The sequence below is a fragment of the Jeotgalibacillus malaysiensis genome, from assembly GCF_044789845.1.
Lineage (GTDB): Bacteria > Bacillota > Bacilli > Bacillales > Jeotgalibacillaceae > Jeotgalibacillus > Jeotgalibacillus malaysiensis_A.
The window spans coordinates 1,787,525-1,814,511 of record NZ_CP085252.1 but is presented as its reverse complement, the minus strand read 5'-3'; the positions used below and the strand labels follow the sequence as shown (position 1 = coordinate 1,814,511).

General features: G+C 39.7%; 31 protein-coding genes. 21 read left to right on the top strand and 10 right to left on the bottom strand.

The window, feature by feature from the left end; all coding sequences use genetic code 11:
• Positions 1-4 precede the first annotated feature (4 nt).
• Both LG330_RS09775 and LG330_RS09770 read left to right on the top strand, forming a co-directional pair.
• Positions 5-676 carry a response regulator transcription factor gene (locus tag LG330_RS09775; RefSeq protein ID WP_404403325.1) on the top strand — a complete coding sequence of 224 codons (672 nt, stop codon included), beginning with the start codon at positions 5-7 and terminating at the stop codon, positions 674-676.
• Positions 673-2,067, top strand: coding sequence for an ATP-binding protein (locus LG330_RS09770; protein ID WP_404403323.1), 1,395 nt, complete (start codon positions 673-675; stop codon positions 2,065-2,067). Before LG330_RS09775 ends, LG330_RS09770 begins: the two co-directional genes overlap by 4 nt.
• Before the next feature lie 43 nt (positions 2,068-2,110).
• Here the strand turns inward: LG330_RS09770 and LG330_RS09765 are convergent, their stop codons facing one another.
• Entirely contained in the window at positions 2,111-3,280 is a 1,170-nt protein-coding gene (locus LG330_RS09765; protein ID WP_404403321.1) for an ISL3 family transposase, read from the bottom strand.
• A 303-nt stretch (positions 3,281-3,583) separates the two neighbouring features.
• Here LG330_RS09765 and LG330_RS09760 point away from each other — a divergent pair, with 303 nt between their 5' ends.
• On the top strand, positions 3,584-6,397 hold the full coding sequence (locus tag LG330_RS09760) for a 2-oxoglutarate dehydrogenase E1 component (RefSeq protein ID WP_404403319.1): 2,814 nt from the start codon (positions 3,584-3,586) through the stop codon (positions 6,395-6,397).
• A gap of 20 nt (positions 6,398-6,417) precedes the next feature.
• Positions 6,418-7,689 carry a 2-oxoglutarate dehydrogenase complex dihydrolipoyllysine-residue succinyltransferase gene (gene odhB, locus LG330_RS09755; protein WP_404403317.1) on the top strand — a complete coding sequence of 424 codons (1,272 nt, stop codon included), beginning with the start codon at positions 6,418-6,420 and terminating at the stop codon, positions 7,687-7,689.
• 110 nt (positions 7,690-7,799) lie between these two features.
• Here the strand turns inward: odhB and LG330_RS09750 are convergent, their stop codons facing one another.
• Positions 7,800-7,934, bottom strand: a complete 135-nt coding sequence (locus LG330_RS09750; protein WP_152614714.1) for a sporulation histidine kinase inhibitor Sda — start codon at positions 7,932-7,934, stop codon at positions 7,800-7,802.
• Between the two features lie 188 nt (positions 7,935-8,122).
• On the opposite strand from LG330_RS09750, the gene LG330_RS09745 reads away from it, so the two are divergent.
• The 3 genes from LG330_RS09745 (at position 8,123) to LG330_RS09735 (ending at position 9,840) form a co-directional block, all read left to right on the top strand.
• Positions 8,123-9,061 carry a C45 family autoproteolytic acyltransferase/hydolase gene (locus LG330_RS09745; protein ID WP_404403314.1) on the top strand — a complete coding sequence of 313 codons (939 nt, stop codon included), beginning with the start codon at positions 8,123-8,125 and terminating at the stop codon, positions 9,059-9,061.
• Positions 9,062-9,242: 181 nt separating this feature from the next.
• Positions 9,243-9,446: a DUF6501 family protein gene (locus LG330_RS09740; protein WP_039809200.1), complete on the top strand. Its 204-nt coding sequence runs from the start codon at positions 9,243-9,245 to the stop codon at positions 9,444-9,446.
• 13 nt (positions 9,447-9,459) lie between these two features.
• On the top strand, positions 9,460-9,840 hold the full coding sequence (locus LG330_RS09735; protein WP_404403312.1) for a hypothetical protein: 381 nt from the start codon (positions 9,460-9,462) through the stop codon (positions 9,838-9,840).
• A gap of 13 nt (positions 9,841-9,853) precedes the next feature.
• Here LG330_RS09735 and LG330_RS09730 read toward each other — a convergent pair whose 3' ends face one another.
• Positions 9,854-10,642, bottom strand: coding sequence for an ion transporter (locus LG330_RS09730; protein WP_404403310.1), 789 nt, complete (start codon positions 10,640-10,642; stop codon positions 9,854-9,856).
• A gap of 132 nt (positions 10,643-10,774) precedes the next feature.
• Here LG330_RS09730 and LG330_RS09725 point away from each other — a divergent pair, with 132 nt between their 5' ends.
• Both LG330_RS09725 and LG330_RS09720 read left to right on the top strand, forming a co-directional pair.
• Complete coding sequence (locus tag LG330_RS09725) at positions 10,775-11,647, top strand: AAA family ATPase (protein ID WP_404403308.1); 873 nt, start codon at positions 10,775-10,777, stop codon at positions 11,645-11,647.
• A 9-nt stretch (positions 11,648-11,656) separates the two neighbouring features.
• Positions 11,657-13,567 carry a vWA domain-containing protein gene (locus tag LG330_RS09720; protein ID WP_404403306.1) on the top strand — a complete coding sequence of 637 codons (1,911 nt, stop codon included), beginning with the start codon at positions 11,657-11,659 and terminating at the stop codon, positions 13,565-13,567.
• Between the two features lie 265 nt (positions 13,568-13,832).
• Here LG330_RS09720 and LG330_RS09715 read toward each other — a convergent pair whose 3' ends face one another.
• Together LG330_RS09715 and LG330_RS09710 are read right to left on the bottom strand one after the other, a co-directional pair.
• Entirely contained in the window at positions 13,833-15,011 is a 1,179-nt protein-coding gene (locus LG330_RS09715) for a toxic anion resistance protein (RefSeq protein WP_404403304.1), read from the bottom strand.
• 15 nt (positions 15,012-15,026) lie between these two features.
• Positions 15,027-15,644, bottom strand: coding sequence for a 5-bromo-4-chloroindolyl phosphate hydrolysis family protein (locus LG330_RS09710; protein ID WP_404403302.1), 618 nt, complete (start codon positions 15,642-15,644; stop codon positions 15,027-15,029).
• Positions 15,645-15,910: 266 nt separating this feature from the next.
• Between LG330_RS09710 and LG330_RS09705 the strand changes: the two genes are divergently transcribed.
• Both LG330_RS09705 and LG330_RS09700 read left to right on the top strand, forming a co-directional pair.
• Positions 15,911-16,243 carry an ArsR/SmtB family transcription factor gene (locus tag LG330_RS09705; protein ID WP_404403300.1) on the top strand — a complete coding sequence of 111 codons (333 nt, stop codon included), beginning with the start codon at positions 15,911-15,913 and terminating at the stop codon, positions 16,241-16,243.
• 79 nt (positions 16,244-16,322) lie between these two features.
• On the top strand, positions 16,323-16,679 hold the full coding sequence (locus tag LG330_RS09700; RefSeq protein WP_404403298.1) for a DUF1033 family protein: 357 nt from the start codon (positions 16,323-16,325) through the stop codon (positions 16,677-16,679).
• A 15-nt stretch (positions 16,680-16,694) separates the two neighbouring features.
• On the opposite strand, the gene LG330_RS09695 is transcribed toward LG330_RS09700, so the two are convergent.
• Positions 16,695-17,816 carry an AI-2E family transporter gene (locus tag LG330_RS09695; protein ID WP_404403296.1) on the bottom strand — a complete coding sequence of 374 codons (1,122 nt, stop codon included), beginning with the start codon at positions 17,814-17,816 and terminating at the stop codon, positions 16,695-16,697.
• A 92-nt stretch (positions 17,817-17,908) separates the two neighbouring features.
• On the opposite strand from LG330_RS09695, the gene LG330_RS09690 reads away from it, so the two are divergent.
• From LG330_RS09690 to LG330_RS09675, 4 genes are all read left to right on the top strand, one after another.
• Positions 17,909-18,187 carry a YkvA family protein gene (locus tag LG330_RS09690; protein WP_404403294.1) on the top strand — a complete coding sequence of 93 codons (279 nt, stop codon included), beginning with the start codon at positions 17,909-17,911 and terminating at the stop codon, positions 18,185-18,187.
• 207 nt (positions 18,188-18,394) lie between these two features.
• Positions 18,395-18,595 (top strand): cold-shock protein, encoded by a 201-nt coding sequence (locus LG330_RS09685; RefSeq protein ID WP_039809180.1) that lies wholly within the window; start codon positions 18,395-18,397, stop codon positions 18,593-18,595.
• A 123-nt stretch (positions 18,596-18,718) separates the two neighbouring features.
• Positions 18,719-18,850: a hypothetical protein gene (locus LG330_RS09680; protein ID WP_404409455.1), complete on the top strand. Its 132-nt coding sequence runs from the start codon at positions 18,719-18,721 to the stop codon at positions 18,848-18,850.
• Between the two features lie 81 nt (positions 18,851-18,931).
• On the top strand, positions 18,932-19,387 hold the full coding sequence (locus tag LG330_RS09675) for a YkvA family protein (protein WP_404409453.1): 456 nt from the start codon (positions 18,932-18,934) through the stop codon (positions 19,385-19,387).
• Between the two features lie 34 nt (positions 19,388-19,421).
• Here LG330_RS09675 and LG330_RS09670 read toward each other — a convergent pair whose 3' ends face one another.
• A complete protein-coding gene (locus LG330_RS09670; protein WP_404409452.1) occupies positions 19,422-21,026 on the bottom strand; it encodes an ABC-F family ATP-binding cassette domain-containing protein in 1,605 nt (534 codons plus the stop codon).
• Positions 21,027-21,188: 162 nt separating this feature from the next.
• Here LG330_RS09670 and LG330_RS09665 point away from each other — a divergent pair, with 162 nt between their 5' ends.
• The 5 genes from LG330_RS09665 to LG330_RS09645 all read left to right on the top strand — a co-directional run bounded on the left by LG330_RS09665 (position 21,189) and on the right by LG330_RS09645 (position 23,917).
• On the top strand, positions 21,189-21,791 hold the full coding sequence (locus LG330_RS09665; protein WP_404409450.1) for an alpha/beta hydrolase: 603 nt from the start codon (positions 21,189-21,191) through the stop codon (positions 21,789-21,791).
• 110 nt (positions 21,792-21,901) lie between these two features.
• Positions 21,902-22,282 (top strand): PadR family transcriptional regulator, encoded by a 381-nt coding sequence (locus tag LG330_RS09660; protein ID WP_404409448.1) that lies wholly within the window; start codon positions 21,902-21,904, stop codon positions 22,280-22,282.
• Between the two features lie 132 nt (positions 22,283-22,414).
• Complete coding sequence (locus tag LG330_RS09655) at positions 22,415-23,302, top strand: S1 RNA-binding domain-containing protein (protein WP_404409446.1); 888 nt, start codon at positions 22,415-22,417, stop codon at positions 23,300-23,302.
• Positions 23,292-23,711 (top strand): hypothetical protein, encoded by a 420-nt coding sequence (locus LG330_RS09650; protein WP_404409444.1) that lies wholly within the window; start codon positions 23,292-23,294, stop codon positions 23,709-23,711. Before LG330_RS09655 ends, LG330_RS09650 begins: the two co-directional genes overlap by 11 nt.
• Before the next feature lie 14 nt (positions 23,712-23,725).
• Positions 23,726-23,917 (top strand): hypothetical protein, encoded by a 192-nt coding sequence (locus LG330_RS09645; protein ID WP_404409442.1) that lies wholly within the window; start codon positions 23,726-23,728, stop codon positions 23,915-23,917.
• A 186-nt stretch (positions 23,918-24,103) separates the two neighbouring features.
• Here the strand turns inward: LG330_RS09645 and speD are convergent, their stop codons facing one another.
• Both speD and LG330_RS09635 read right to left on the bottom strand, forming a co-directional pair.
• A complete protein-coding gene (gene speD, locus LG330_RS09640) occupies positions 24,104-24,940 on the bottom strand; it encodes an adenosylmethionine decarboxylase (protein ID WP_404409440.1) in 837 nt (278 codons plus the stop codon).
• Between the two features lie 112 nt (positions 24,941-25,052).
• Entirely contained in the window at positions 25,053-25,682 is a 630-nt protein-coding gene (locus tag LG330_RS09635; protein WP_404409438.1) for a metal-dependent hydrolase, read from the bottom strand.
• Between the two features lie 169 nt (positions 25,683-25,851).
• Here LG330_RS09635 and LG330_RS09630 point away from each other — a divergent pair, with 169 nt between their 5' ends.
• Positions 25,852-26,007, top strand: coding sequence for a lmo0937 family membrane protein (locus LG330_RS09630; RefSeq protein ID WP_134379865.1), 156 nt, complete (start codon positions 25,852-25,854; stop codon positions 26,005-26,007).
• 46 nt (positions 26,008-26,053) lie between these two features.
• On the opposite strand, the gene LG330_RS09625 is transcribed toward LG330_RS09630, so the two are convergent.
• Entirely contained in the window at positions 26,054-26,983 is a 930-nt protein-coding gene (locus LG330_RS09625) for an LCP family protein (protein WP_404409436.1), read from the bottom strand.
• Positions 26,984-26,987 lie beyond the last annotated feature (4 nt).

Genomic DNA, 26,987 nt, shown 5'->3' with positions numbered 1-26,987 from the left:
CCATATGGAAAATCGAATACTAGTTATAGAAGATGAGAAAAACCTTGCCAGATTTATTGAGCTTGAGCTGAAATATGAGGGATATGAGGTTGTAACCGAAATTGACGGCAGAGATGGACTGAACAGAGCATTAAGTGAACCTTTTAATCTGATTTTACTTGATTTAATGCTTCCCTCTCTCAGCGGCATGGAAATATGTAGAAGAATTCGTCAGTCTAAGAATATACCAATTATCATGATTACTGCTAAAGATGGTGTTATGGACCGTGTATCGGGTCTCGACAGCGGAGCAGATGATTATATTGTTAAGCCATTTGCGATTGAAGAATTGCTTGCAAGAATGCGTGCATTAATGAGAAGAACAGGTAAAGTTGCACAGGAGACACTAACACATAAAGATCTCACTTTAAACACTAAATCGTATAAGGTAGAGAAAAACGGAGCAGAAATTCTCTTAACGAAAAAAGAATTTGATTTATTAAGAATGCTCCTTGAGAACAAAGATATCGTCCTTACACGGGACCGTATAATTGAAAAGGTATGGGGTTATGATGCTGATGCTGAGACAAACGTTGTTGACGTTTATATCAGACATTTACGAAATAAAATTGATCAAGGCAATCCATCAGCTTATATTGAAACCGTGCGTGGGACAGGGTATGTGATCAGATCATGAATCATCTAAAAAACAAATGGAATGCATTATCAATTAGGTGGAAGTGGATGCTGTCTGCTTCTGCTACAATCTTTTTAGCTTTTACAGCATTCAGTTTTATTCTGATTGTTGCGATGAGCCAATGGATGATGCAGGAAGAAAGAAATACACTTAATGACGTATTATCTGACCTTGAAGATTTTTATGAAAGTCGTAACCCGCTCGTCACCATTAATGATATTAACGAAGGAAGAGAACTTGCAGAACAGATCTATGAAAGAGGACAGATCATTCATTTTTATAATGACGATGGTTATAAAATCTATCAGATCCAGCGGACTCAAAGTGATTTTTCGGTCCCGTTCAAAAGGGTTGAAGAAACGGAAATTGAAAGAACCCGGGTGAATGGCACATCCGTTCTTGTAGGCCGCACCCCGGTTAATTCAAACGGTTTCAACGGCTATGTTGAAATTATTCATCCTTTGAGTGCTTACACTGCTCAGCTGAATTATATGATATTCCTTTCGCTGATCCTGTTAATCGCTGCATTGATATTCAGCTCCTATGCTGCTTACATCTTATCCGGCACATTTATTAAGCCGGTGATTCAGCTAGGAAAAACGATGAAAAAGACACAGCAGGAGGGTTTTCAGCATCAGCTTCCCGAGCCTGACCATCAGGACGAGGTAGGAGGATTAATTGACATTTTTAATGACCTGATGACTGAATTAGAGAAAAACTTCGCAAAACAAAAGCAATTTACAGAAGATGCCTCCCATGAGATGAGGACTCCTCTTCAGATTATTGAAGGTCATCTGAACCTGATCCAACGGTGGGGTAAAAAAGATCCTGAAGTATTAGAAGAATCCCTGGCTATTTCCTTGGAGGAAATTAACAGGATGAAAAAACTTGTGTCAGATCTGCTGATGTTATCTAGAGCAGACCGTGACATGCATCCAGGTGATGTTCAGCCTGCAGATTGCAAAAAGGTTCTGCTGAACACTGTTCAGAAAATGCAGTCCGTATATAGTAAACGTTCTTTCGAAATTAAAGCTGAAGTAGGTTATGCACAAATAGCGGCAGATCATCTTGAACAAATTCTGATTATATTGATTGAAAATGCAATTAAATATTCACCAGATGATCAGAAAGTGAAGATATCAGGAAAAAATAAAGAATCCACTTATGAAGTTAAGGTGGAGGATTTTGGTGAAGGAATAGCTGAGGAAAATATGCCGTTAATTTTCGACCGTTTCTACCGGATTGAAAAGTCCAGAAGCAGAGAAATGGGTGGAAACGGGCTTGGATTATCCATTGCAAAAAGGCTGCTTGACTTGTATAGCGCAAAGATTCATATACAAAGTCAGCCGGGGCACACTGTGATCTCCATTTATATAAAATCAGCAAAATAGAGATGAAAGCGGTTCGATATTGAATTTCTATTCATTAGGTTCATCACCAAAAACCGTGGGAACCTGTTTCTAAACAAATGCGATGAAACAGGTTTTGCTCATTGCGATACCCATAACCGCGGCGTTTAATCAGTTTAATTTTGTTGTTTGTTCCCTCCATAATTCCGTTTGAATAAGGAGAAATAATTGTGTCTAAAAAAGCTTCATATCGCTGTGTATATGTTTTGATGATTTTGGCAACTGCACCGCAACTGTGAAAGCGAAAGCGATGAATCAACTCATCAAATCTTCTTTTTGCCTGAATGAATTGATTGGATTTCAGGACAAAACGAACGTGTTGGAGAAAGTAGTAGAGCGTCTTTGTATGCCAGTCTTCTTCCAGCCACTCCCTGACAAAACCCTGTTCTTCCTCCGTTAAATCTTCCGGCGGAATGGATAGGCACCGATCGATAAAACGGGATTTAAAATGAGACTTGGCTTCAATCAGATATTTTCTTCTTCTGCGAAGTGCTTCGGTACAAAACTGAATCAGATGAAAACGATCTAACACATGTTCAGCTTCCGGCAAGACCGTTTGAATGGCTTTCGCCATAAAGGCTGCCGTATCAGTAATGACGGTTTGCGCTTTTTGCCCGATCGCATTCAAGACTGATTCAACCGTTTCTTTATTTCGTCCTGTTTCAATATAGAGTACTTGTCCCGTATCCGCATCAAGGGCGGCAATCGCATAGTAATGCCCTTTGCGCAGGGCGAATTCATCAACGCAGATTCGCTTAGCTGAGCGAATACGAGCTTTTACATCCTCTGCCGTCATAAGATAATACCAGCGCTCAAGTGTGGTATAGGCAATGTCATATTCTTTTGCCCCCTGACTCAGCGGACGCCCATGGCACCGATCTACGATACTTTTTCGGAAGAAAAAAGTGCTCTTTCTCTGTAATCCCAGTTCAAAGTCATGTGTGAATGTCAATTCGCAGTCAGGACAGCGCAGTCTTAATACGTCAATCGAAAGCCAGATCACACCTGCATGAAAGGAATAACTATGGCGAACCATCCGTGGAAGCAGACCGTGACGATGGGTTGGACCATGACATTCTGGACATAAAATACTTTGTGGAGACGTCTCTACCCGCACCACATTCGGTTGAACAGTAGGAAAAACAGAAAAATGAATTGGTAAAAAATCATGAGGTTTGTTAAGATGAGTACACAAAACGAAAGCTCCTCTCGTGGTTTGTCTCGTCAACAATTACGATACAGGAGTTTTCGTTTTCTTTCTATTTATAGCTGTTAATTTGTGCTAAATATGGGCTCTTCCCACAGGTTATGGTGATGAACCATTCATTATTTTATCTTATAAAATTTTGAAAAAATCGATCGAAACGCTTTATCTCGTTCCTTTACAGTGATAAAATGGCTCTGTAAGCGTTTTAGCTCTCTATTATTAGTATATTTACATAGCAAATTCCCTTATGATATTTAAGGTGATTTGTCCAATACGTTGGAGGTTTTCAAAATGAGAAAACAGTCGGAGCAACAGGATCCATCATCGTTAACTTTTTCCGGGCCTAACCTGGGCTACATGATGGAGATGTACGATCTTTATCAGGAAGATCCATCACTTGTTGATGAGGAATTACAGCAGTTTTTCAAAGAAAATGGCTCTCCGTACAAAGAGAAGTCAAAGCAGACAGAAGTAGCGATTGAAGGGACTGACTACAGCAAAGTGATTGCTGCAGTTCAGCTGGCTGAAGGAATCCGCTCATACGGGCATCTTGCAGCTGATATTAATCCGCTTCATGATAAAGAAAAAGACACCGAGAGAATTGAACTGGAAACTTACAATCTGACAAAAGAAGATTTGGAAAAAATTCCAGTGGATATTCTGATTGAAAACTCGACTGATGAAGTAACAAATGGATATGAGGCCATTGAATATCTGCGAAAGATGTATACAAAAACAATCGCATTTGAATATTCACATGTCCACGACAGAAAAGAAAAGAAATGGCTGAAGAATTATATTGAATCAGGTTCACTTGATGCCAAAATTGAAGATGAAAAGAAAAAGAGCATCTTAAAGCGCCTGATACAGGTTGAAGGGTTTGAAAATTTTGTCCATAAAACATTTGTCGGACAAAAACGTTTTTCAATTGAAGGCCTAGACACCATGGTTCCTCTGCTTGACGAAATTATTCAATCGACCGTTGAAAAGGGTGCATCATCCATTAATATCGGAATGGCACACCGTGGACGTCTGAATGTTCTTGCACACGTTCTTGAAAAGCCTTATGAAATGATTTTTGCTGAGTTCCAGCATGCTCCAAGTAAAGACCTGATTCCTTCAGAGGGTTCAACCGGTATTACATATGGCTGGACCGGCGATGTGAAGTATCACCTCGGGGCAGATCGTAATGTCAGTAAAGATGAAGCAAAAACACGTGTCACTCTTGCAAATAACCCGAGTCACCTTGAAGTAGTCAGCCCGATTGTGGCCGGTTACACAAGAGCAGCTCAGGAGACAAGAACAAGCGCTGGTATTCCTGAACTTGAAAAAGCTTCCTCATTAGCGATCATGATTCACGGTGATGCTGCATTCCCGGGTCAGGGAGTTGTTGCTGAGACATTGAATATGAGTCAGCTGAGAGGCTATCATACAGGCGGATCGATTCATATTATTGCAAACAATATGATCGGATTTACGACTGAATCATTTGATTCACGCTCTACTAAGTATGCATCTGACACAGCTAAAGGATTTGAAGTTCCGATTCTGCATGTCAATGCAGATGATCCTGAAGCATGTCTTGCAGCTGCTATAATGGCAAGTGAATATAGAGCTGAATTCGGTAAAGATTTTGTCATTGACCTCATTGGTTACAGACGTTTTGGTCATAACGAAATGGATGAGCCGATGGTGACAAACCCAGATTTATATAACTATATTAAAAAGCATGATAACGTTCGAAAACTTTATCAGGATCAGCTGATTTCAAACGAGACACTGTCCGGTGATGAAGCAGATCAACTGATTGAAGAAAATACGTCCAGACTTCAAAAAGCTTATGATACAGTTCCAAAATCCGAAAAAGATCCGGATACTGATATGAATCCGCCTGAGGATGTACAGTCGATGTTATATGACATCTCCACTTCAGTAGGATATGACAGACTGAAAAAACTGAATGAGGATTTATTGAACTTCCCTGAAAGTTTTAATGTGTTTAAAAAGCTTGAAAAGATTCTTCAGAGAAGAAATGATCCTTTTGAAAAAGATGGGAAGGTTGACTGGGCACATGCTGAGACATTGGCGTTCGGCAGTATTATTCAGGATGGAACACCGATCCGTTTAAGCGGACAGGATTCACAACGTGGAACATTTGCCCATAGACACCTTGTATTGCATGACGAGAAGTCAGGTGAGGAGTATACACCTCTTCATCATATTTCAGATGCGAATGCTTCATTCTGCGTTTACAATAGCCCACTGACTGAAGCGGCTGTAGTCGGCTTTGAATATGGCTATAACGTATTCTCAAAAGAGACACTCGTTTTATGGGAAGCGCAATACGGAGACTTTGCTAATATGGCACAGGTTATGTTTGATCAGTTTGTTTCATCAAGCCGGGCAAAATGGGGACAAAAATCTGGACTTGTTATGCTGCTTCCACATGGGTATGAAGGCCAGGGGCCGGAACACTCCTCAGGCAGAATGGAAAGATTCCTGACACTTGCAGCTGAGAATAACTGGACGGTCGCGAACCTGACGAGCTCAGCTCAGTACTTCCACATCTTAAGAAGACAGGCAGCGATTCTGAAAAAAGAGGAAGTTCGCCCGCTAGTCATCATGACACCAAAAAGCCTGCTTAGACATCCGGTTGTATCACGCAGCGTAGATGAACTGGCAGAAGGCGGATTCTCACCGATTCTTGAACACCCTTCATTTGGAAAGAATGAGGATGCTGTTGAAAGAATTGTTCTCTCATCAGGTAAAGTGGGTATTGATCTGATTGAAAGAGCTGAAAAAGAAGAAAATAACGACTGGCTACATCTGATTCGTGTTGAAGAACTCTATCCATTCCCAATGGAACAGCTAAAAGAAGTTTTCAGCCGTTATAAGAACTTAAAAGAAATTGTCTGGGTACAGGAAGAACCAAAGAATATGGGTGCATGGACTTTTGTAGAGCCACGCCTCAAAAAGCTTTCACCAGAGGGATCTGAAGTATCTTATATTGGCAGACGCCGTCGAAGCAGTCCGGCTGAGGGCGACCCGACAGTACACAAAAAAGAACAGCAGCGTATTCTAGAAAATTCAGTCGTTAAAGGGTAAGAATAGAGGAGGAAGACACAGTGGCAGAAATTAAAGTTCCAGAATTAGCAGAATCAATTACAGAAGGTACCATCGCTCAATGGCTAAAACAGCCTGGTGACGAAGTAGAAAAAGGCGAATATATCGTAGAACTTGAAACAGATAAAGTAAATGTTGAAGTCATTTCAGAAGAAGCAGGCGTGATCAAAGAGCTGAAAGCTGAAGAAGGCGATACAGTGGAAGTGGGTCAGGTCATCGCAATTGTAGAAGCCGGTGAAGGTGGTGGCAGCAGTTCTTCTGAAGATCAGACAGAAGAAAAATCCGCTGAGGCTGAAGAAGTGAAAAAAGATGAAGAATCTGAAGAAAAAACTTCTGATCAGCCTTCTGAAAAGCAGGAGCCTTCTGAGAAAAAAGAACGGACAATTGCATCACCTGCTGCACGTAAGCTTGCAAGAGAAAAAGGAATTGATCTCTCTGCAATTTCAACACAGGATCCAATGGGCCGTGTGAGAAAGCAGGACGTAGAAGCACACGGATCATCTCAACAGGAGAAAAAACAGGAAGCAGCTCCTAAAAAACAGGAGAAGCCTGCAGCGAAAAAGGATGATGGCAAACCGGTTACACGAGAAAAAATGTCCCGACGCCGTCAGACGATCGCTAACCGCCTGGTTGAAGTACAGCAAACTGCAGCGATGCTGACAACATTTAATGAAATTGACATGACACATGTAATGGACCTTAGAAAGCGTAAAAAAGATAAGTTCCATGAAACGCATGATGTGCGACTTGGATTTATGTCATTCTTCACCAAAGCGGTTGTAGCAGCTCTTAAGAAATATCCATATGTAAATGCTGAGATTGACGGCGATGAAGTCATCCTGAAGCATTACTATGATGTGGGTGTAGCAGTTTCAACTGACGATGGCCTTGTTGTACCGATTGTCAGAGACTGTGACCGTAAAAACTTTGCTGAGATCGAACAGGAAATTGTAAACCTTGCTGAAAAAGCTAAAAACAAAAAGCTTCAGTTGAGCGATCTTCAGGGAGGATCATTTACAATTACAAACGGTGGTGTATTCGGTTCACTACTGTCAACACCAATCCTGAACGGTCCACAGGTTGGAATCCTGGGTATGCATACAATCCAGCTTCGCCCTGTAGCCATTGATGCTGAAAGAAGCGAAAACCGTCCAATGATGTATATTGCGATGTCTTATGACCACCGTATTATCGATGGTAAAGAGGCAGTTGGATTCCTGAAGATGGTAAAAGAACTTCTTGAAAATCCGGAAGATCTTCTGCTCGAAGGTTAATTTAAAATGCCAGTTCTATTCGATAAACGAATAGAACTGGCATTTTTTCTATAACTCATGTAATTTCAACATAAAAGAACACGCAGCGTTCACTGTGTGTTCTTTTAACGTTATTTACGATGTCTGCCGGCATGTATGCCTCTTTTTTGAATTTCTTTCTTTAAAATCACCTGTGTATCGTGTTCTCCATGTTTCTCAGCATCCCTGTAAGCAGAAAGCAGCTGTTCATTACTTAAGATTTTCAATGGATAGAACCTCCTTAGTGATTATGTTAATGGAATATTCTAAACTTTCCATTAACGTCATTATACGATGATGCCCATGACTCTTCAACAGCTATTCCAATATGTTATCTAATTGTTATATTCGTGTATTCAGACTGGAAAGACTTCTGCTGCTCATACATAATAGACCTGAAAGGATATGATCTATTATGCAGAAGTTTCATATAGATGTAATCAAGGGGAAAGGCTCTTATTATCAGCTTGGTCAGACAGCGGGAAGTCTGTTCCGTGAGACCCCCCTTTATCAGACTCACTTAAAAAGAAGAGAGAAATCTAAAAAAGCTTATCAGATCAATCTTCAAAAAGCAGAACAACATATTAAATCCTTTGCGCCGGGGTTGTGGGATGAACTGAAAGGGTTAAGCAGTAAACTCGACTGGGCATTTGAAGAAGTTGTTCACGAATATTCAGGCTGGCAGCAGGACTGGGTGAAATCCGGCTGTTCTGTATTAATGAAAAGTGGATTTTTTGCAAGGAATTATGATTATCATCCGAAGACATATGAAGGACGGCTGATGATCTGGCAGCCAGAAAACGGTTATGCCTCGATTGGTGTTGCAGGCAGAATGATTGGACGAATAGATGGTATGAATGAAAAAGGTTTATGTGTAGGATTTCATTTTGTAAACCGCAAAAATCCGGGAGAAGGATTTACCTGTTCTGTGATCGCAAGGTTCTTACTCGACAGCTGTGCTACAACGGAAGAAGCTGTACGTATGCTTAAAGACATTCCACATAGACACGCATTTAATTATACGCTGTATGATGCAGCCGGAGAACGGGCAATTGTGGAGGCATCAGCACTTGGAGTAGCAGTGAGAGAGCAGACAAGTGATTATGCGTGCACAAATCACTTTGAGACAGATGAAAAATTATCGGAAAACCGTTATCAGCTGACAGAATCAAAAACGAGGCTGCAAAACATTTACGATCAATCAAGTACAACTGACAGTCCGCTTCAAGCCTTTTACCGCTTTAATGATCCGTCTTACGGGATCTTTAAAAAGAACTATGGCAGCTGGTCAGGAACAATTCATACAGTCGTATATGATCCGGGTTCATATGCAAGCAATATTCGGTGCAGGTGAGAATGCAGTACCGCTGATTATCAACTTCAAGGACTGGCTTGCGGGCGAGAGATACCCTGTCACTAAAATATTTGGACAGGTCGATACCAATGAGCGCTTCAGCCATGTTAACAGAAGTTCTTAACAATCCTCGGATTTAGCGATATACTTACGATAGACAATACTGAAAGGGGTTATATCCATGATTCATTTAGACTGGGAAAACCGTGAAACAATTAAGCAGGTAAAATGCGTGCATGATAACGCTGCAAAATATGTTGTTAACAACGTTCTGACAGTTGGTAAGACATATGATGTGAAAAATGAAACAGAAGAATTTATTTTTATTGTTGACAACACTGGAAAAGTAGGCGGGTTTTACAAAGACTACTTTGAAGAGGCCTAAGGGGATCTGACACATGTTCGATGAAAGAACAGCGTTAAAAATAAGACTTGAACAACTGGCGGATTCAGAAATCAGGATCCTCCAGGAATTCAGGCATGAACGTGATAAAATTATGCAGAGGCTGAGAGAGCTCGATGAATCCTCTGACCAGCAAATGTCAAAAGCTGCTCCCAAAACGATTAATGTTGGAAAATCCAAAAAGATGCATGCTGCAGCACTGAGCATACTTCAGAAAAAGCTTGAGCCGGTGAAAGGGACAGATATACAATCCTTTGTTGAGGAAGAAACCGGCTTTAAAGTGGCTAATATCACAACCTTTATGAATACCATTCAGCGCAGGTTTCCTGAAGTAAGAAAGCTTGATAGAGGGTTGTATATATACGAAAAAGAGTAAGGGCTGCTTGCCCCTACTCTTTTTTGGTTTTTAGCAGTGCTTTGATTTCTTCAAGTTCTTTTTGAACCTGAGCTAATTTCACTTCCTCAGGTGAAGGTCTGTTTTCTTTATCAGCCTCTTCAACGTTATTTACAACAACCCCTACAAAGAGGTTAAAGATGACAAACGTCCCGATCAAGACAAACGTAACAAAATACCACCAGGAAGTCGGATCCTCTTCAAGTATCGGCCTCATCACACCACTTGCCCATGACTCAAGTGTAACAACCTGAAACAGTGTTAAAAGTGAACTATGAAGACTTCCAAAATATTCAGGTGCAATTGATGCATATAGCATTGTACCGATCACACCATAAATGTAAAAGAATATACCCAGTAACAGCAGGATCGTCCCCATTGAAGGGATGGTCATCAGCAGCGCATTGACCATTTTTCTAAGCGATGGAATCACAGAGATCGTTCTCAGTACACGTAATACTCTTAAAATACGTAAAACAGTCACATAATGTCCACCTGTAATTAAATGGCCACTTAACACGATAATAAAGTCAAAAACATTCCAGGGTTCTTTAAAGAATTGTTTAATTGAGGAAGCTGCAATGAGCCTGATGATGATCTCAATCGTGAACAGCCATAAAAGAATCCTGTCAGCACCTATAAAGAATTCACTATAGCTGTTATATAATGAGGGATAGGTCTCAAGTCCAATCAGTACTGCATTTATTAAAATCAATCCGATAATCACCGCGTTAAAAAGACGGTGCTCTGCTATAAAGGTAAACCGAGTTTTCATTTGGTTCATTTATGTATAACTCCTTTCACTCCAATCACTATTTTACCCATTATCAGACGCGCTGTCTAACCTCATGAGTTGATCAATTTAATAAAAGAACGGTACAATGAGACATTGACGTACAAGTAAAGGATGATTGAAATGAATGTAGATAAACTACCTGAAAAAATTAGAGGTTTAGTTGTAAACAGCTCAAAAGGGGATATAGATCCAAAAGGCAGAATCGGATCCGGCGGATATACTGCTGAGGATCCATCAATCTTTCACGATGTCTTAATTGGATTATCACTCAGAAAAAACATTTTACTTAAGGGACCAACTGGTTCCGGTAAGACAAAGCTCGCTGAAAGTGTCAGTCACACGTTTAATCAGCCCATGTACAGTATCAACTGCTCTGTAGACCTTGATGCTGAGGCTATGCTTGGCTTTAAAACCATCGAACAGATCGACGGAAAATCTACCATTACGTTTGTTGAAGGACCGGTTATTCAGGCTATGAAAAAAGGTCATATTTTATATATTGATGAGATTAATATGGCAAAGCCTGAAACACTGCCTATACTCAATGGTGTGCTTGATTACCGCCGAACGATCACAAATCCTTTTACCAATGAAGTCATCACCGCAGCTGAAGGTTTCAAAGTCATTGCTGCAATTAATGAAGGGTATATCGGTACAGTACCATTGAACGAAGCTTTAAAAAACAGATTTATCGTTGTAGATGTGCCTTACATAAAAGGTGAAACATTAAAATCTGTTTTAGTGGACCAGAGCGAGTTAGTAGATGAACGGATGATCGATCAGTTTGTTGAACTTTCAGCTGACTTATTTGCCCAGGTTCAAAATGGACAGGTTTCTGAAGAAGCAGCTTCAATAAGAGCACTTCTCGATACGTGTGATCTTGCAATCTATATGCCGCCTAAAAGGGCAATCCAACGTGGAATCATTGATAAGCTTGAGGATGAAAGAGAAAAATCAGCAGTTAAAAATATCGCTGACACAATCTTTGAATGAGGTGAGCAGATGCAGCGGTTTATTCAATTCAACGATGAGCAGGTCAATTCATTTCGCCTGATGCAGTTAATTGACCTGGCAAAAACACTCACACGTGAAAAAGAGATGAACGTTGAGTACAGTCCGATGAATTATATTGACGTCGCACGTCATACGGTGTTTGTCAGCCACTTTTGGGATCATCGCTCAGAAACTGAAGAATGGCACGGACTGATTACAGACGTCTTTTTAAGGGCAGAAGGTGCTTATAAGCATTCAGATCCGGAAGAGATAAAGAATTTTTTAAAGTATACCCATACGCTTGAACATCCTTCTTTTGCAAAACAGCTCTTCATGCTGATCGAGGATGCCAGATTAGAAGAAATCACAAAGAGAAAAAGACCGGGTACTAAAAATGCTTTTGCTACAAGACGCGCAGTCTATGGCAAATATTTCGAATCTCAGTTAAATGTTCATCAGGTGAAGGGTATCACGACGGATGCTTTTTTCAACCTGATCTATTTGCAGGTTTTTGCTGAATCTCCGATCGATGAGTGGCCGTATATACAAGCAGACCTGAATCAGGCCAAGCCGTTTATTACTCAGCAGATTGAAAAAGTGCATGAAACAAAAACAACAGCGGATTCTGTAAAGATTTGCACAACACTCTGTGAAGTAGTGGATGAGCTATTGAAAAAGGATATGCTAAATGAATATTTTCACCTTCCTGAGAAAACGATTCAGCACTGGGCAGACGGCTTAACATTTGATGATTTAAAAAGAAAAGATGAATTAATTAATAATGATACAGAAAAAGAAGAGCCCAGCGGTGATGAAGAGGTTGAAGATGAAGAATTTAAAGCATGGCACAGGGAGTCAGAGGAAAAAGGGGAATCGTTCCTGCAATTTGACTTAGAAGCCGGTACCAAAACGTCTATTAATACTGAAGCTGCAAGAGAAGGCGATGATCAGGAGCAGGCACTTGCAAGCGTACAGGGCAATTCAAAACAATCCAGACGTCAGGATTTTGATCAAAATGATGTGGATCGAAAATCAGAAGATGCAGAAACAGGCGGTTCAAAGTACGGAAAAGAAAATGAACATGCTTTTCCTATATTCGAATTGCCGGAGCGAGTAAAAAATCATGAGAAAACACTTTATGAACAGTACAAAAAAGATATTTCGCTCTATCAAAAGAAACTCAAAAAAGTAATTGAAAAGACGCTTGATCATAAAAAGACAAGCCCGCGCACGCAACTTGTAAAGGGACGGCTCAGCAAGAATCTGATGCCTTACTTTACTGATGAAAAGCCGAGGGTGTTTTATAAAAAGGATGAAGAGTCTCCAAAAATTGATGCAGCATTTGAATTATTGCTTGATTGCTCCGCATCCATGTTTGATAAGATGGATGAAACAAAAAAAGGACTTGTTTTATTTCATGAGGCATTGAAGTCAGTGCAGGTAGCACATGAGATTACAGGGTTTTGGGAAAATGCACAGGAAGCGGGGCAAAAAGGGCAGCCAAATCATTTTAAAACCGTTATCTCTTTTAACAACAGTATTTATCAGGACGGAGCTGCCATTATGCAGCTCGAGCCGGAAGAAGATAACCGTGACGGATATGCCATCAGACACATGACTGAGCGGCTTGAGAAAAGAACAGAAAAACAGAAATTTCTCCTCGTATTCTCCGATGGCGAGCCAGCTGCAGCCGACTACGAGCAAAATGGTATTGTGGACACACATGATGCAGTGCTTGCGGCCAGAAAACGCGGCATTGAAGTGATGAACGTGTTTTTATCCACCTCAGAAATCCCTGAGAGCCAAAAGGAAGTCATTCAGAATATATATGGACGCTTCAGCTTATTTGTCCAGAATATTGATGAACTGCCGGATGTATTGTTTCCGTTATTGAAAAGACTTCTTTATAAGAGTATATAGGACTGAGAGAGATTTCATCCCCTGGACGGAGTTAAAATCATGCTGTGTATCCGTTTCTGAACTTCTTTTTTTGACTACAATTAAAGTATCAAAAGAAGAGGAGATGAACGAACATGAATACAAATCATTTAGCCCGACTGGAAGAATACAGCCGTCACAACGAAAAGGTAAACAGGAATCAATGGAAAAATGCTAAAAGAAAAACAACTGACTGGCTGAAGAAAATATAAAACCGCTGTGTATACCTGACACAGCGGTTTTTTCGTTATGAGCGATTATTCTTCAGTTGTAACAGCTGCTGTTTCAATTCAGCTTCCATTGCCTGAATTTCCCCTTCAGCCTGTCTGCGTTTCTGACGGCCTTCTTCCTGAATACGCAGCGTTTCTTCCAATGTGGAAACAAGATTAGACTGCGTTGTTTTCAGTGTTTCAATATCTACAATGCCTCTTTCATTTTCCTTAGCAGTTTCAATACTGTTTGTTTTCAGCATCTCTGAGTTTTTCAGTAATAATTCATTTGTTGTTTTAGTAACCTGCTTTTGAGCTTCAACTGCCCGCTGCTGTCTGAAAAGAGTGAGGGCAATCGCAATCTGATTTTTCCAAAGCGGAATAGCTGTCAGTATTGAAGCCTGGATTTTCTCAGCAAGCGCCTGATTGATATTTTGAATCAATCTGATCTGTGGTGCGCTTTGTATTGTAATTTGTCTGCTTAACTGCAGGTCATGTATCCGCTTATCAAGTCTGTCTAAAAACTGCATCATATCGTTTACTTCCTGATAGGCCATTTGATCACTGCTTTTTTCTGCTTTTGTACGCAGTGCAGGGATCACATTCAGTTCAAGATCTTCACGCTTCAGTTCAGCTGCTGCAATATAAATATTGAGCGCCTGAAAATATTCTTTATTTTCATTGTAAAGCTGGTCAAGCATCTGAATATCATCAAGAAGTGACTTTTTTGAATGATCGAGCCTTACACTGATTCTGTCAACCTGGGCGCCAACCTTTTGGTATTTGGACAGAATTTCATTGACTGACCGATTAACCCGGCTGAATAGTTTTGAGATTACGTTTTTCTTTTGATCAGAAAGCTCGTCCGGATCAATTTGTTCAAGTCTGTTCATCAATTCTTTTAAAATGTCCCCGATCGGACCAACGTCTTTTCTCTGAACGTGATCAAGCATTGCATGAGAGAAATTAGACAGCTTGGATTGTGCAGCTGTACCGTACTGCAAAATAGACTGATGATCGGCAGGATCAATCTGCCGGGAAAGCGTTTCAGCCTGTTTTCGGTCTTCTTCAGACAATACATCTGCCAATCTTTTAGGAGCGGGTTGTCCTGATTGAGTATCTGCAGCTGTCATTTCATTTTCACCAAAAGGGTTTGCCAGCAGATCATCAAGCTTAGATGATCTTTCTTCTACTTTGAACTGTTGTTTTTCTTCCATCAATACAACCTCCTGCTATTTATGCTCTATTGTATTTTTCGCCATATCGAGTTCAATTCGTAATGTATCAAGATCATTCGACAGTACTTTCATTAAATCCTCTTCAAGGGAGCGATTTAATTCATGGAGCGTTTGTCTGGTATCTTCAAGTGATACAAGCACTTCTTTATTCTTTACCGGCTGTGTGACAAGCATCGTATATTTTTCCGTTAATTCAACCGCGCTGTCTAAATGATAAAAAAAGAACCGCTCTGAAGTATAAAACCGTTTAGGGTCTTTTTTAACAATCGTAAAAATTCTTCTTGAGAACTTAATCATATCATTCAGCTGTCTCATTGCTGAGATAGAGCGGATTTGAAACTGCTTTCCCTGAAGGCGGGATATTTTTTTCTGTGCTTCTCTCAAATTTGAGTGAATATATTCGTATTCTCTTTTTGTTAATCCATATGATTTTAAAAGAGAACGCTTTTGAAACCATTTGATTGAATAAAATGGAATAATGCCTCCGATGATCCCTGCTGCAAGCGAAGGCCAAAATGACACATTCATCAGAAAAATGGCCGTGATCCAGGTAATACTGGCAATCGGCAGTGAAATGCCAAGACGGGTCAGAAAATTTAATATTTGTTTCATATCCATCTTCTCCTTATTAGGACTTATAGTATCTTATACGGTTATACCCTGCTCCAAGTTTCAAATATGCTTATTTATATTGTCTATCATTCAGTAAAAGGAAGCAAGCAATGCAATTGATGAATTCTCCGATAGACTTAAAGACTATTTAAAACGAAATAAATTCCAAGAAGTGTAGTTTTTTTAATTTAATCCGGTTATAATATAATACGAAGGTACTATATATGAGCCATTTGGTTTATTTTTTTGGAAGCGAGGGGCAGATGATGAGTCAAGAAGTGGATTACTCACACGAGTTAGCTGATATTTATCGTTTATTCGGGGATCGTACAAGGTTAATCATGGCGAAGAAAATGGCAAAAGAAGAGTGGACGGTGTCTGAGTTTGTACAATTGTTTGGTATTAGCCAGCCTCTTGTCAGCCAGCACATCAAAAAACTTAAAACTGCAAAGCTCATTACGGAGCAGAGACATGGTAAGAGAATTCTTTATAAGTTGAATCAGGATGCTGAACAGTATCCATTAGTGTTACGGATTATTGATCCACTGATTGAACAGGAAAACACTCAGGCAGCGGATATGCAGGCTGTCAACGTATAACCAGTGAGCAAATACGTTTCATTTCTTTTCAAGGTTCAGTACACTTAAGGCAGCACAAGAAAGAAGGGCGGTGCTGCTTTTGTGGAGGATTGTACAATTAAAAAGTGATGCAGAACCCTGGTGGTTTCTTGAAGGCTGGGAGTCTGACATTGTGAGCGAATGGACATTTGACACAAAGCAAGAAGCATTTAACTATTACAAAGAGAAAATGCATGAAAATCTCGTTAATTACGAGCATGTACGTGTAAAAAGGGGCACTCAGGCTGCGTTCTGGAATAAAGATGAATATCTCTTTTGTGATGACTGTGATGAAGATTTACAGGTCTTTCACGGATATATCCTTTTTTCAGAGCATGAGCCGTTTATTAGAGAAAAAATGACAGATACAGAAAAGCAGTTTTTTGAAAAGATTTTTACCATCAAAAAAGAGGCCTGATAAAGGCCTCTTTTTTTATACCATTTTACTCTTTTTAATCCGCTGATCATCATAGCGTTTTCTAATTGTGATAAACCTATATGCATTTACAACAATTGCTTTACCTACAGCATATGTTGGCACAGCCATAATTAATCCTAAAAGTCCGCCGAAGCTTCCCGCTACCAAGAGCAGAAAGATAATTGTTAACGGGTGAACCTGCAGTTTTTTACCCATTACCTGAGGTGAGATCAGGTTACTTTCAATCTGCTGCGCGGCAATCACTACAACAATGACTAATAAAGCCGTAAGTGGTGAGTCGATAAATCCTACGATCACTGCAGGAATTGTACCGATAAAAGGACCAACAAACGGGATCACGTTGGTAAACATGGCAACCAATGCAAGGACGATTGTGTATTCAAGTCCTATAATCAGGTAGCCGATATAAAGCAGTACTCCAACACAAAAGCTGACGATCAATTGCCCCTGAATGTATGAGCTCAGTGCGATATCCATATCCTGCAGTACTTTTCTTCCTTCAGGGCGAAATTCTTCAGGTGTAAAGCGAAGAAATCTTTCCGGTAGCTTCTGACCGTCTTTTAACATATAAAAAAGGACGAACGGAATCGTTACAAGTACAATTGCAATGTTGGTAATGACACCGATGATCGACATCAGGTTTGATCCAATCGAGTCAAGTGAGCCCTGGAGCGTGCTTGCTACGCGGTCAGTTATATCCTGAATGGAAAAATCCTGCTGTTCCTGCAGATTTTTAAACCAATCAGACTGAACGAGGTTCATGGTCATTGCTGACAGTTCATTAAAGATGGAAGGGATATTATCCACCAGTGAGTTGAACTGTCTTGAAAGTGGAGGCCCGATCAGGAAGAACAATCCGACAATCAACCCGATACCCGCAAGATAGATCAATAAAATTGAGATGCCCCGGGGTAAGTATTTTGCAGCAAAATTGACAATCGGCCTTAATAAATAGTACAGTACACCTGCGATCGCAATTGGCGCAAACAGCGTTGTTACGATAATAACGATTGGGGTAAAAATAAACTCTACTAATGATAGTAAATAAATAATAATTAAAATGGTAATCAAGCCAAAACCAAAACGAAACCATTTTGACTTTGCTAATTCACTCAATACTTTTCCCTCCATCTGTATGTATAATGACATTATCATAACCTACGAGGATGTATTATGCTAACAAAATATATAAGCGAAGGATTGATTTAATGAAATTTCTAAAAAGAGTACAATTTGTTTTTCATTTCAGGAGCTCACTTCCATTTATAAAGGATTTCTTTATCTCATCCTCTGTTCACCCGCTTAAAAAACTGGTTACCGCCGGACTAATTGTGGCATATGCAGTAATGCCTGCGGATATTATTCCGGATTATCTGTTTTTAGTGGGCATTACTGATGATATTGCCTTTACGACATTTATGCTGCAGCTTGCAGTTAAGATGGCACCACCTGAACTTGCAGAGAAGCACCGGCTGCACATTAAATAAATTTTAACAAAAATTGATTAATTAATTTGACATTCCCTCTAAACGCTGTATAATAAGAGTAACAAGTCAATAAGCAAGGATACCTGCATGACAAGATTCACATATTACAAAGAGTGATCGGAAAGCACGGTACTTTTTGTAATATGTGAATTTTTCTATTTCGGTAAGTTTGCATATTGTCAATTTATTTTTTGGAGGTTTTTCATTATGAAAACTGGTACAGTAAAATGGTTTAACGCAGAAAAAGGTTTCGGATTTATCGAAGTTGAAGGAGAAAACGACGTATTCGTACACTTCTCAGCTATCACAGGCGAAGGCTTCAAGTCTCTTGACGAAGGCCAGCAGGTAGAATTCGAAGTGGTTGAAGGTAACCGCGGACCACAAGCAGCTAACGTTGTAAAACTGTAATTGTTGATATAAAACCGTTCTCTTAACAGAGAGCGGTTTTTTTCGTTTAAAAAAGCCTTTTAGATGTATGACCTATACCTCGTTAGCACCTAGCGCATATTGTGATTACAAGGAGGGGTTAAGATGAAAGAAAAAGAACCGGTTAAGTCCTCAAAGCCGCACCCGTTTGATGCATTCTGGGAATTTCAGAAGAAAAAAGCCGAACGGAATGAAAAGATAAAAGAAAACCAGCATACAAAACCTTATTGGTGGTAATTTACATGCCGGCTGCCTTATGATATAAGCAGAGCCGGTGTACATAGGATCCGGAAAGCGATTAATAGGGAGGAAGCAGCAATGGAACAACACTCACGCGAGGAACAGGAAAACTTTTATTTCCGTTTGAGAAACAAAATTGATGACTTTCTAAAAAACAGAACAGGTAAAAATCATAAGTACGCTAAATACCTGTTGTTTGCACCGGATATTTTTTATTTGTTAATTCAGGTCGTAAGAGACAAAAGAGTTTCCGGAAAGGATAAAGCAATGGTTGCTGGTGCGATCAGTTACTTTATTTTACCTTTTGATCTGATACCAGAAGGGTTGGTCGGACCTGGAGGATACATAGATGACCTGGTTGTCGCTTCATTTGTATTACAGACAATCGTAAACAACCTGTCTCCGGACATCATCAGGGACCACTGGGCCGGTGATGAGGATGGACTTGAAGTCATTCATAAACTTGCTGCGCTTTCTGATAAAGTATTAAAGAAAGGCACATTACCTGGATTACTGAAAAAGTTCCAGAAATAAAAAATCCTGCCGGACTCCCGGCAGGATTTTTTTATTATGAAGATACGCGTTCTTTATTCCATTCAAGAAACTCATCATACGTAAGCTGCTTATCAGTAATTTGTCCATCGGTAATATCTATAATGCGGTTTGCAATCGTCTGAACAAACTGATGGTCATGAGATGTGAAAATCATGGCACCTTTATAGTTAATTAAACCATTGTTGAGTGCTGTAATTGACTCAAGGTCTAGGTGGTTAGTAGGCTCGTCTAACAGAAGCACGTTTGCTTTTTTAAGCATCATACGGGAAAGCATACAGCGTACTTTCTCTCCACCTGACAACACAGCAGGCTTTTTCCTTACTTCTTCACCGGAGAATAGCATTCTGCCTAAGAATCCTCTCAGGAACGTTTCACTCTCATCTTCAGGGCTGTATTGTCTCAGCCAATCTACAAGATCAGATTCCTGTCCCTCAAAGTATGATGAGTTATCATGCGGGAAGTATGACTGTGAAGTAGTAACACCCCACTTGAAGCTTCCGCTGTCAGGCTCAACTTCACCCATCAGAATACGCATAAGTGTCGTTTTAGCAATTTCGTCAGTTCCTGCAAGTGCAATCTTATCATCTTTATTCATCGTAAAGCTGACATTATCAAGTACTTTCACACCATCAATTGTTTTAGACAGGTCTTTCACCTGAAGTACATCATTTCCAATTTCACGTTCCATTTCAAATTGTACGAAAGGATATTTACGGGAAGACGGCTTAATGTCATCCAGCGTGATTTTATCAAGAAGCTTTTTACGTGAAGTTGCCTGCTTGGACTTAGAAGCATTTGCACTGAAACGGGCAACGAAAGCCTGAAGCTCTTTAATCTTCTCTTCTTTTTTACGGTTCTGGTCTGAAACGAGTCTTTGAGCAAGCTGACTTGATTCATACCAGAAATCATAGTTACCCATATAGATCTGAATCTTACTGAAATCAAGGTCAGCAATATGCGTACATACTGTATTTAAAAAGTGACGGTCATGGGATACAACAATAACTGTATTCTCAAAGTTAATCAGGAAGTCTTCAAGCCATTGGATTGCCTGAATATCAAGTCCGTTTGTAGGCTCATCCAATAACAAAACATCCGGCTTACCAAAAAGAGCCTGTGCAAGCAGCACTTTTACTTTTTCAGACCCGGTCAGCTCAGCCATCTTTTTATTAAAGTGCTCTTCACTGATACCAAGCCCCTGAAGGAGGATCGCAGCATCTGATTCAGCTTCCCATCCGTTCATCTCACCGAATTCACCTTCGAGTTCAGCAGCTTTAATACCATCCTCATCAGAAAAATCTTCTTTCATATAGATCGCATTTTTTTCCTGCATAACTTCATACAGACGGGTATGACCCATTAATACGACATTAATTACTTCTTCTTCTTCAAACTCAAAATGATTCTGCTTTAGAATTGCAAGACGCTCATTCGGTCCCATGGATACGTGGCCGGTCTGTGCTTCAATTTCTCCAGACAAAATCTTAAGAAACGTTGATTTACCTGCACCGTTTGCGCCAATCAGACCATAACAGTTACCAGGGTTAAATTGAATATTTACATCTTCAAACAGCTTGCGGTCTCCAAAACGAAGACTAACATCTGATACTTGTATCATTTAATAATCCCTCCAAGAAAACATATCAATACATTATATCACTTCTTAGACTTCATTGAAATGTAAAAGAATATACTTTTGAATCGAGAGTCTTAGATTTGAAATAATCTTTTCATCTGATATAGAATGTACGATAAGACATATTGTGAAAGGCGGAGGTCAATGATGCATCATATTTATCATGAAGGTAAAGAAGGTAAGCCCGTTTTATTACTGCTGCACGGTACAGGAGGAACAGAACAGGACCTGCTCCCGATCGCTGATATGATAGATCCGGAAGCAAGCGTGTTAAGCGTTCGTGGCAATGTAAGTGAAAACGGTATGCCAAGATTCTTTAAACGTCTGAGAGAAGGTGTATTTGATATAGAGGATCTGAAATTCCGTACACAGGAACTGAACGAATTCCTGGGTGACACTGCTCATAAATATCAGTTTGACCGCAGTAACGTGATTGCAATTGGATATTCCAATGGGGCTAACATCGCAGGAAGTCTGTTATTCAATTACAGCGACTCATTAAAAGCAGCGATTCTGCATCATCCAATGGTTCCTTTAAGAGACCATGAGCTGCCGTCACTATCTGGCACAAAGGTCTTTATCGGTGCTGGTGAGAATGATCCGATCTGTCCTGCAAGCGAAACGGAAGATTTAGACGAGCTGTTAAAAGGTGCAGGTGCAGATGTAACAGTTAAATGGTATAACAGAGGTCATCAATTGATCGAAGAAGAGGTCAATGACGCTAAACAATGGTATAGCACTTTATAAAGATTGGAAAAGCCTGCAAAATTGCAGGCTTTTATTGTATAATAAAAGCAAACATATGATCGCCACCTGTAAAAAGAGCACTTTTATCGTTAAAAGGGAGGAGTACTTAGATGAGTAAGCATAATCCAAAGAAATTTGCGTTAAATATGAGTGCTTCACAATTCACCAAGTTTTACATACTTCATCTGCTCTCTATCAGGCACTCAGGTATGATCAGTGAGCATTTCAAAGCGGAATTCAGAAAGATTGGCGGGAACTGGGAGCCTGCACCGAGCACACTGCTTGATGCACTACATGATATGGCTGAAGAAGGGCTGCTTCACAGAAAAGAAGATTATAAATCCCATGAACGTAAAAGACAGAAGGTTTACTGGTATACGCTGACAGATCAGGGGAAAGAAGCTTTCGAAGTCATGAAAAAACAATTTCTGCCGTTATTTGAAGAACAAAAACGGATAATACAGAATATACTTAATACCGTTTTTAAGTAACATCGGCAAATTTGCCGGTGTTTTTTTGTTCTTCCTGTTAAAAATAGGGCAAGAACGCTATACTTACCTGTAATAGCATAAAGTTTTGTGTTAAAGTTAATCAGTTATTTAAGATTTCAGGAGGCATATAAAATGAGTGAGCAAACATCTATTGGCGGTACCGTTCAGAAACTGACAGTGGGCAGTAAAACGTCATTTGGTTTTTATTTATTAAGAGGCGATGAAGAAATTCCGATTAACGACTCAGAAATTCATGAGGAAATTAATGAAGGAGATGTCAGAGAGTTTTTTGTCTATCCTGACAGAAGAGGCAGACTGACAGCGTCTACGATCATCCCGGAAATCAGAAAAGGGGTTTACGGATGGGCAAAAGTCATTAAAGTTAATGACCGTGATGGAGCAGCGCTTGATATCGGGATTTCTAGAGAAGTAACGGTTGTTCCGGAGGATCTGCCTGCAGTAGAACATGTATGGCCGGAAGCCGGCGATTATTTATACATTACACTCCGTACAGACCTTGCAGGACAGATGTTCGGCAGGCTTGCTACTGAGGAAGTCGTTCAGGTGCTTTCAGAGCGTGCAGATGACGATGTTCATAACAAAGAGTTAAAAGGACGCCCATACAGATTGCTGAGAGTTGGTACGTTTGTATTGACTGAAGAAGGATACCGCTGCTTTATCCATGAAAGCGAACGCAAAAGTGAACCCCGTCTTGGTCAGGATATTACGGTACGTATTATTGGCGTGAAAGACGACGGTACATTAAACGGATCATTACTTCCACGAAAACAGGATAAAATGGATGAGGATTCGGAAGTGATTTTTAATTATCTTTTAAGCCGCGGCGGCAGCATGCCATTTGGCGATAAAAGTAACCCGGATGAAATTAAAATGATCTTTAACATGAGTAAAGCTTCGTTTAAGCGTGCTCTTGGAAGATTGTATAAGGAAAAGAAAATCATTCAGAAAAACGGTGAAACCCATTTAGTTCAGCATGGCGGGGATTCTAATGAAAATTGATTTAACCAAACAGGAATACCGTGAGCTTTTAAGAGCGGTTTATCTGACAGATATGGTGAAACATTCTATGAAGGAAGCGGGACAGCATGACCAGTCATTTGTTGATATGGAACAAAAGCTGTATGCATCTTATAAAGAATTTGAAAGTGAAGACCTGATAGAAGAGCATAATCAGATTTTCATGCCGACACTGTTAATGGAATCTGAAGAGTCTGCACACCTGAGAAATTATGAAAATGCGATCCTTGAAGATCAGATCGCAGCAGTACTTGCAAGAAATGAACTTGAAACAGAAATAAAATCAGGTAAAGTCACTGAAGACAATGCAATTGAGGTGTTAATCCAGCTGGAAGAAAAATACCACCAGCTGATTAACGAAAAAGGATTATCTGCGCTTACTGTAAAATAAAGGAGTGGATGCGCTTGATGAGAGTACAGCCAGCCATGATTGCGTTAAATCTTATATTTGCTGTATTTTTTGGTGTCTGGAGTATAAGACGATTTCTTGATAATGATGCTGCGCTCGGTGTATTTTTAATTTTAATCAGCGCAGTGAATGTTTTCATCGCCGTCAGAAGATATAAAATCGCTAAATTTCATGAAGAAACAAAATAGAAAGTGCCGATGCACTTTTTATTTTTCTGTTCTGTCTCACTATTAGTAGTAAACTTAAGATATGAGATATAAAACGCTTTTATAATTTAACTTCCTATAATATATATTATGTAAACTAGAAAATAAAAAAATTCAGACGCTCATATTAGCTTCCCCTCCCAAAAAAAATAACCCGCAAATCACGGGTTATTCATTTCTGGAAGGATCTCTTGGATGTGCACGCATATTCTTCCCATAAAAGATCTCATCCATTTCAATTTTAAGTTTATCAGTAATTTCAGTTGCTTCATCATCAGTCAGTGAATCTTTTTTATAGCCGAACAAATAGTTATTTAAATCGAAATCCTTAAGCTTGCATTTCGTATGAAAAATATTCTCCGGATACACATTTACATCAATCATGTCGTAATCTTTCTTAATTTCTTTTGGTATAAAGTTTTGAATTGAATTAATATCATGGTCAATAAATAATTTATGACCGTCCACATCACGTGTAAATCCGCGCACTCTGTAGTCCATTGTCATAATGTCTGTATCAAATGAATGAATTAGATAGTTCAGTGCTTTAAGCGGAGAAATTTCGCCGCAAGTTGATACATCGATATCTGCTCTAAATGTACTGATTCCTTCATGAGGATGGTATTCAGGATAGGTATGGACTGTGATATGGCTTTTATCCAGGTGCAGTGCTGCAGTTGACGGCAGCGGTCCTGGTGATTCTTCATAGTTTTCTGTTGGTACTTCTACAATCGGACCTTCAGAAACCAGAATTGTTACACTTGCACCCTGCGGCACATAATCCTGTTTTGCTACATTCAGGACATGGGCACCTATAATATCAGCTACATGCGTCAAAATCTTTGTGAGCCTGTCAGCATTGTATTGCTCGTCAATATAAGCAATATAAGCCTCCCTCTCCTGCTTGGACTTTGTATAGCATACATCATACATATTAAAACTGAGTGACTTCGTTAAATTGTTAAATTCATGCAATTGAATTCTTTTTTCGTGTGATAATGTCATAATCAAACTCCTTTAAACATGCGAGTAGTTACTTTCATACCCCCGGCTGGCGAACATGAAACGATTTTTCTCATGTTAGTAGTTTACCACTGCTTTCCACATTTATAAAACCTTAAAACTCCCTGCTGTAAAACGGCAGAAACCATTTTACACCTTTCTTATTAAAAGGCAGTGCTTTCATATCCAGTACAAGGTGACTCAGATATGCAAAGAAGCATACAGCTGTGATGCCTTCAATACTTAATCTTAGCTCAAGGGTGTAAGCTATATAAGTAAAGATCACCAGCCCCAGTGCTGAATGTGTCAACCCTCTGTGTGGTAAAAATGAGCTGATGATTGTGAAAACACCAAAATAAATCAGCCAGTATTCTGTATAAAACCATCCGATTCCGATAATTGCAAGTCCTGTTAACATGACCATAAATCGCTGTTTGATCAGAAACCGCGGCACTATAATTAATGTAACTGCTGCAACTATTCCTCCTGCTTTAAATAATCCACTTAAAGAAACCAGACTGTATATACCGATTAATACACCAATTGCAGATAATGTATACCACAGCCATTTTCTGTGCAGTGAGATCCTGTTAGACAGCCTGCCGTTTGTATCAAGATCCGGAGCAAGTGCTGCAGTTGAACCAAGCAGCATGACAAGACCTGTTGCTGCCGGTTCTAAATTATAATATACAGCAGTGCCTAAACCAATCGCTGTACCTGCCAGTGCATGAGACGCACCTTTCATATTGCTTCATCCTTTACTATATGTATATGAACCCATTATAGCGAACATATGATCGAACATCCACAAACCAGCATATTTCTATAAAATTTTTCGTGTTTTGGGTTATTAGTCAGTTCTTAGGGTAAATAATGATTGTAAATGACTTTAATATAGAAAGGGGTGACAGCATATGATGAGGATTTTATGGTGGATAATCGTTATTTTGATTGTAGTATGGCTAGTTGGATTATTATTAGATATCGCAGGTGGCATTATTCATGTATTAATAATTATTGCAGTCATCTTAATTATCTACAACCTGATAACAGGCAGGAAAAAATTATAGATAAAAACGCAGCGCTCAAACTTTAGCGCTGCGTTTTTATTATTTATTATTCAAGAAATTCTTTTATTGCTGCCTGGTTTGCTGCCCAATCAAGTTCAAGAACAGACCCTGCAGCTTCATATCGCGGTGTAGTATAGGACCCTTCTATCGGAACAGTGAGCCTTTCAACCTCTCCGCCCCCACTGAATAAAATACTTGAAAACATAGTCAGTTTTGCAGATTCAGATAAGCTTGTCTGCAGATAAGGCTGTACTGCACCAATTGTTTTTGGTGCACGTGCAATAGAAGACACGCTCACTGTATGATCAATTAACGCCTCGATCACCTGCTGCTGTCTATTAACACGACCAAAATCACCTTCACTGTCGGCTCTAAATCTCGCATAACCGAGCAGTTCCTGTCCGTTTAATTTTTGTTGCCCTGCTTCTAAGGACACGCCAATCTTTTCAGACATTGCTTTTTCGACATTGATATCTACCCCGTTCGGTGCAATTGTATCAACAGCTGTCTCAAACGCTTTAAAATCGACAATGATATAATCGTGAATTGGAATGTCGAAATTATGATCAATCGTTTTTCTGAGCAGTTCCGGACCATCCAGATAAAAAGCTGTATTTAATTTATATGGACCGTATTCCGGGACCTCAACATAAATATCTCTCATTAGCGACACAAGTTTAACAGTGTCGGTATCATCGTCCCATTGAGCAATCATCATCGTATCTGATCTTGACTTCTCTTCACCTCTGCTGTCGACACCAATCAAAAGTACATTTCTTTTACCGTTTTCAGGATTGGAGCGCTGAAACTCTTCGCCCTGTCCGAGGTCCGGTGCGGCACCTTTGGTAGATTGATAGCCCATCCAGTATTGACTGCCTGCATAACCTGCAGTAACCATGACAAGTAGAATGAATAACGTAAAAAGCGTTCTGCCTTTTCTCAGTTTCTTTTTTCTTCTTTTAACTCTTGTTTCCATAGTT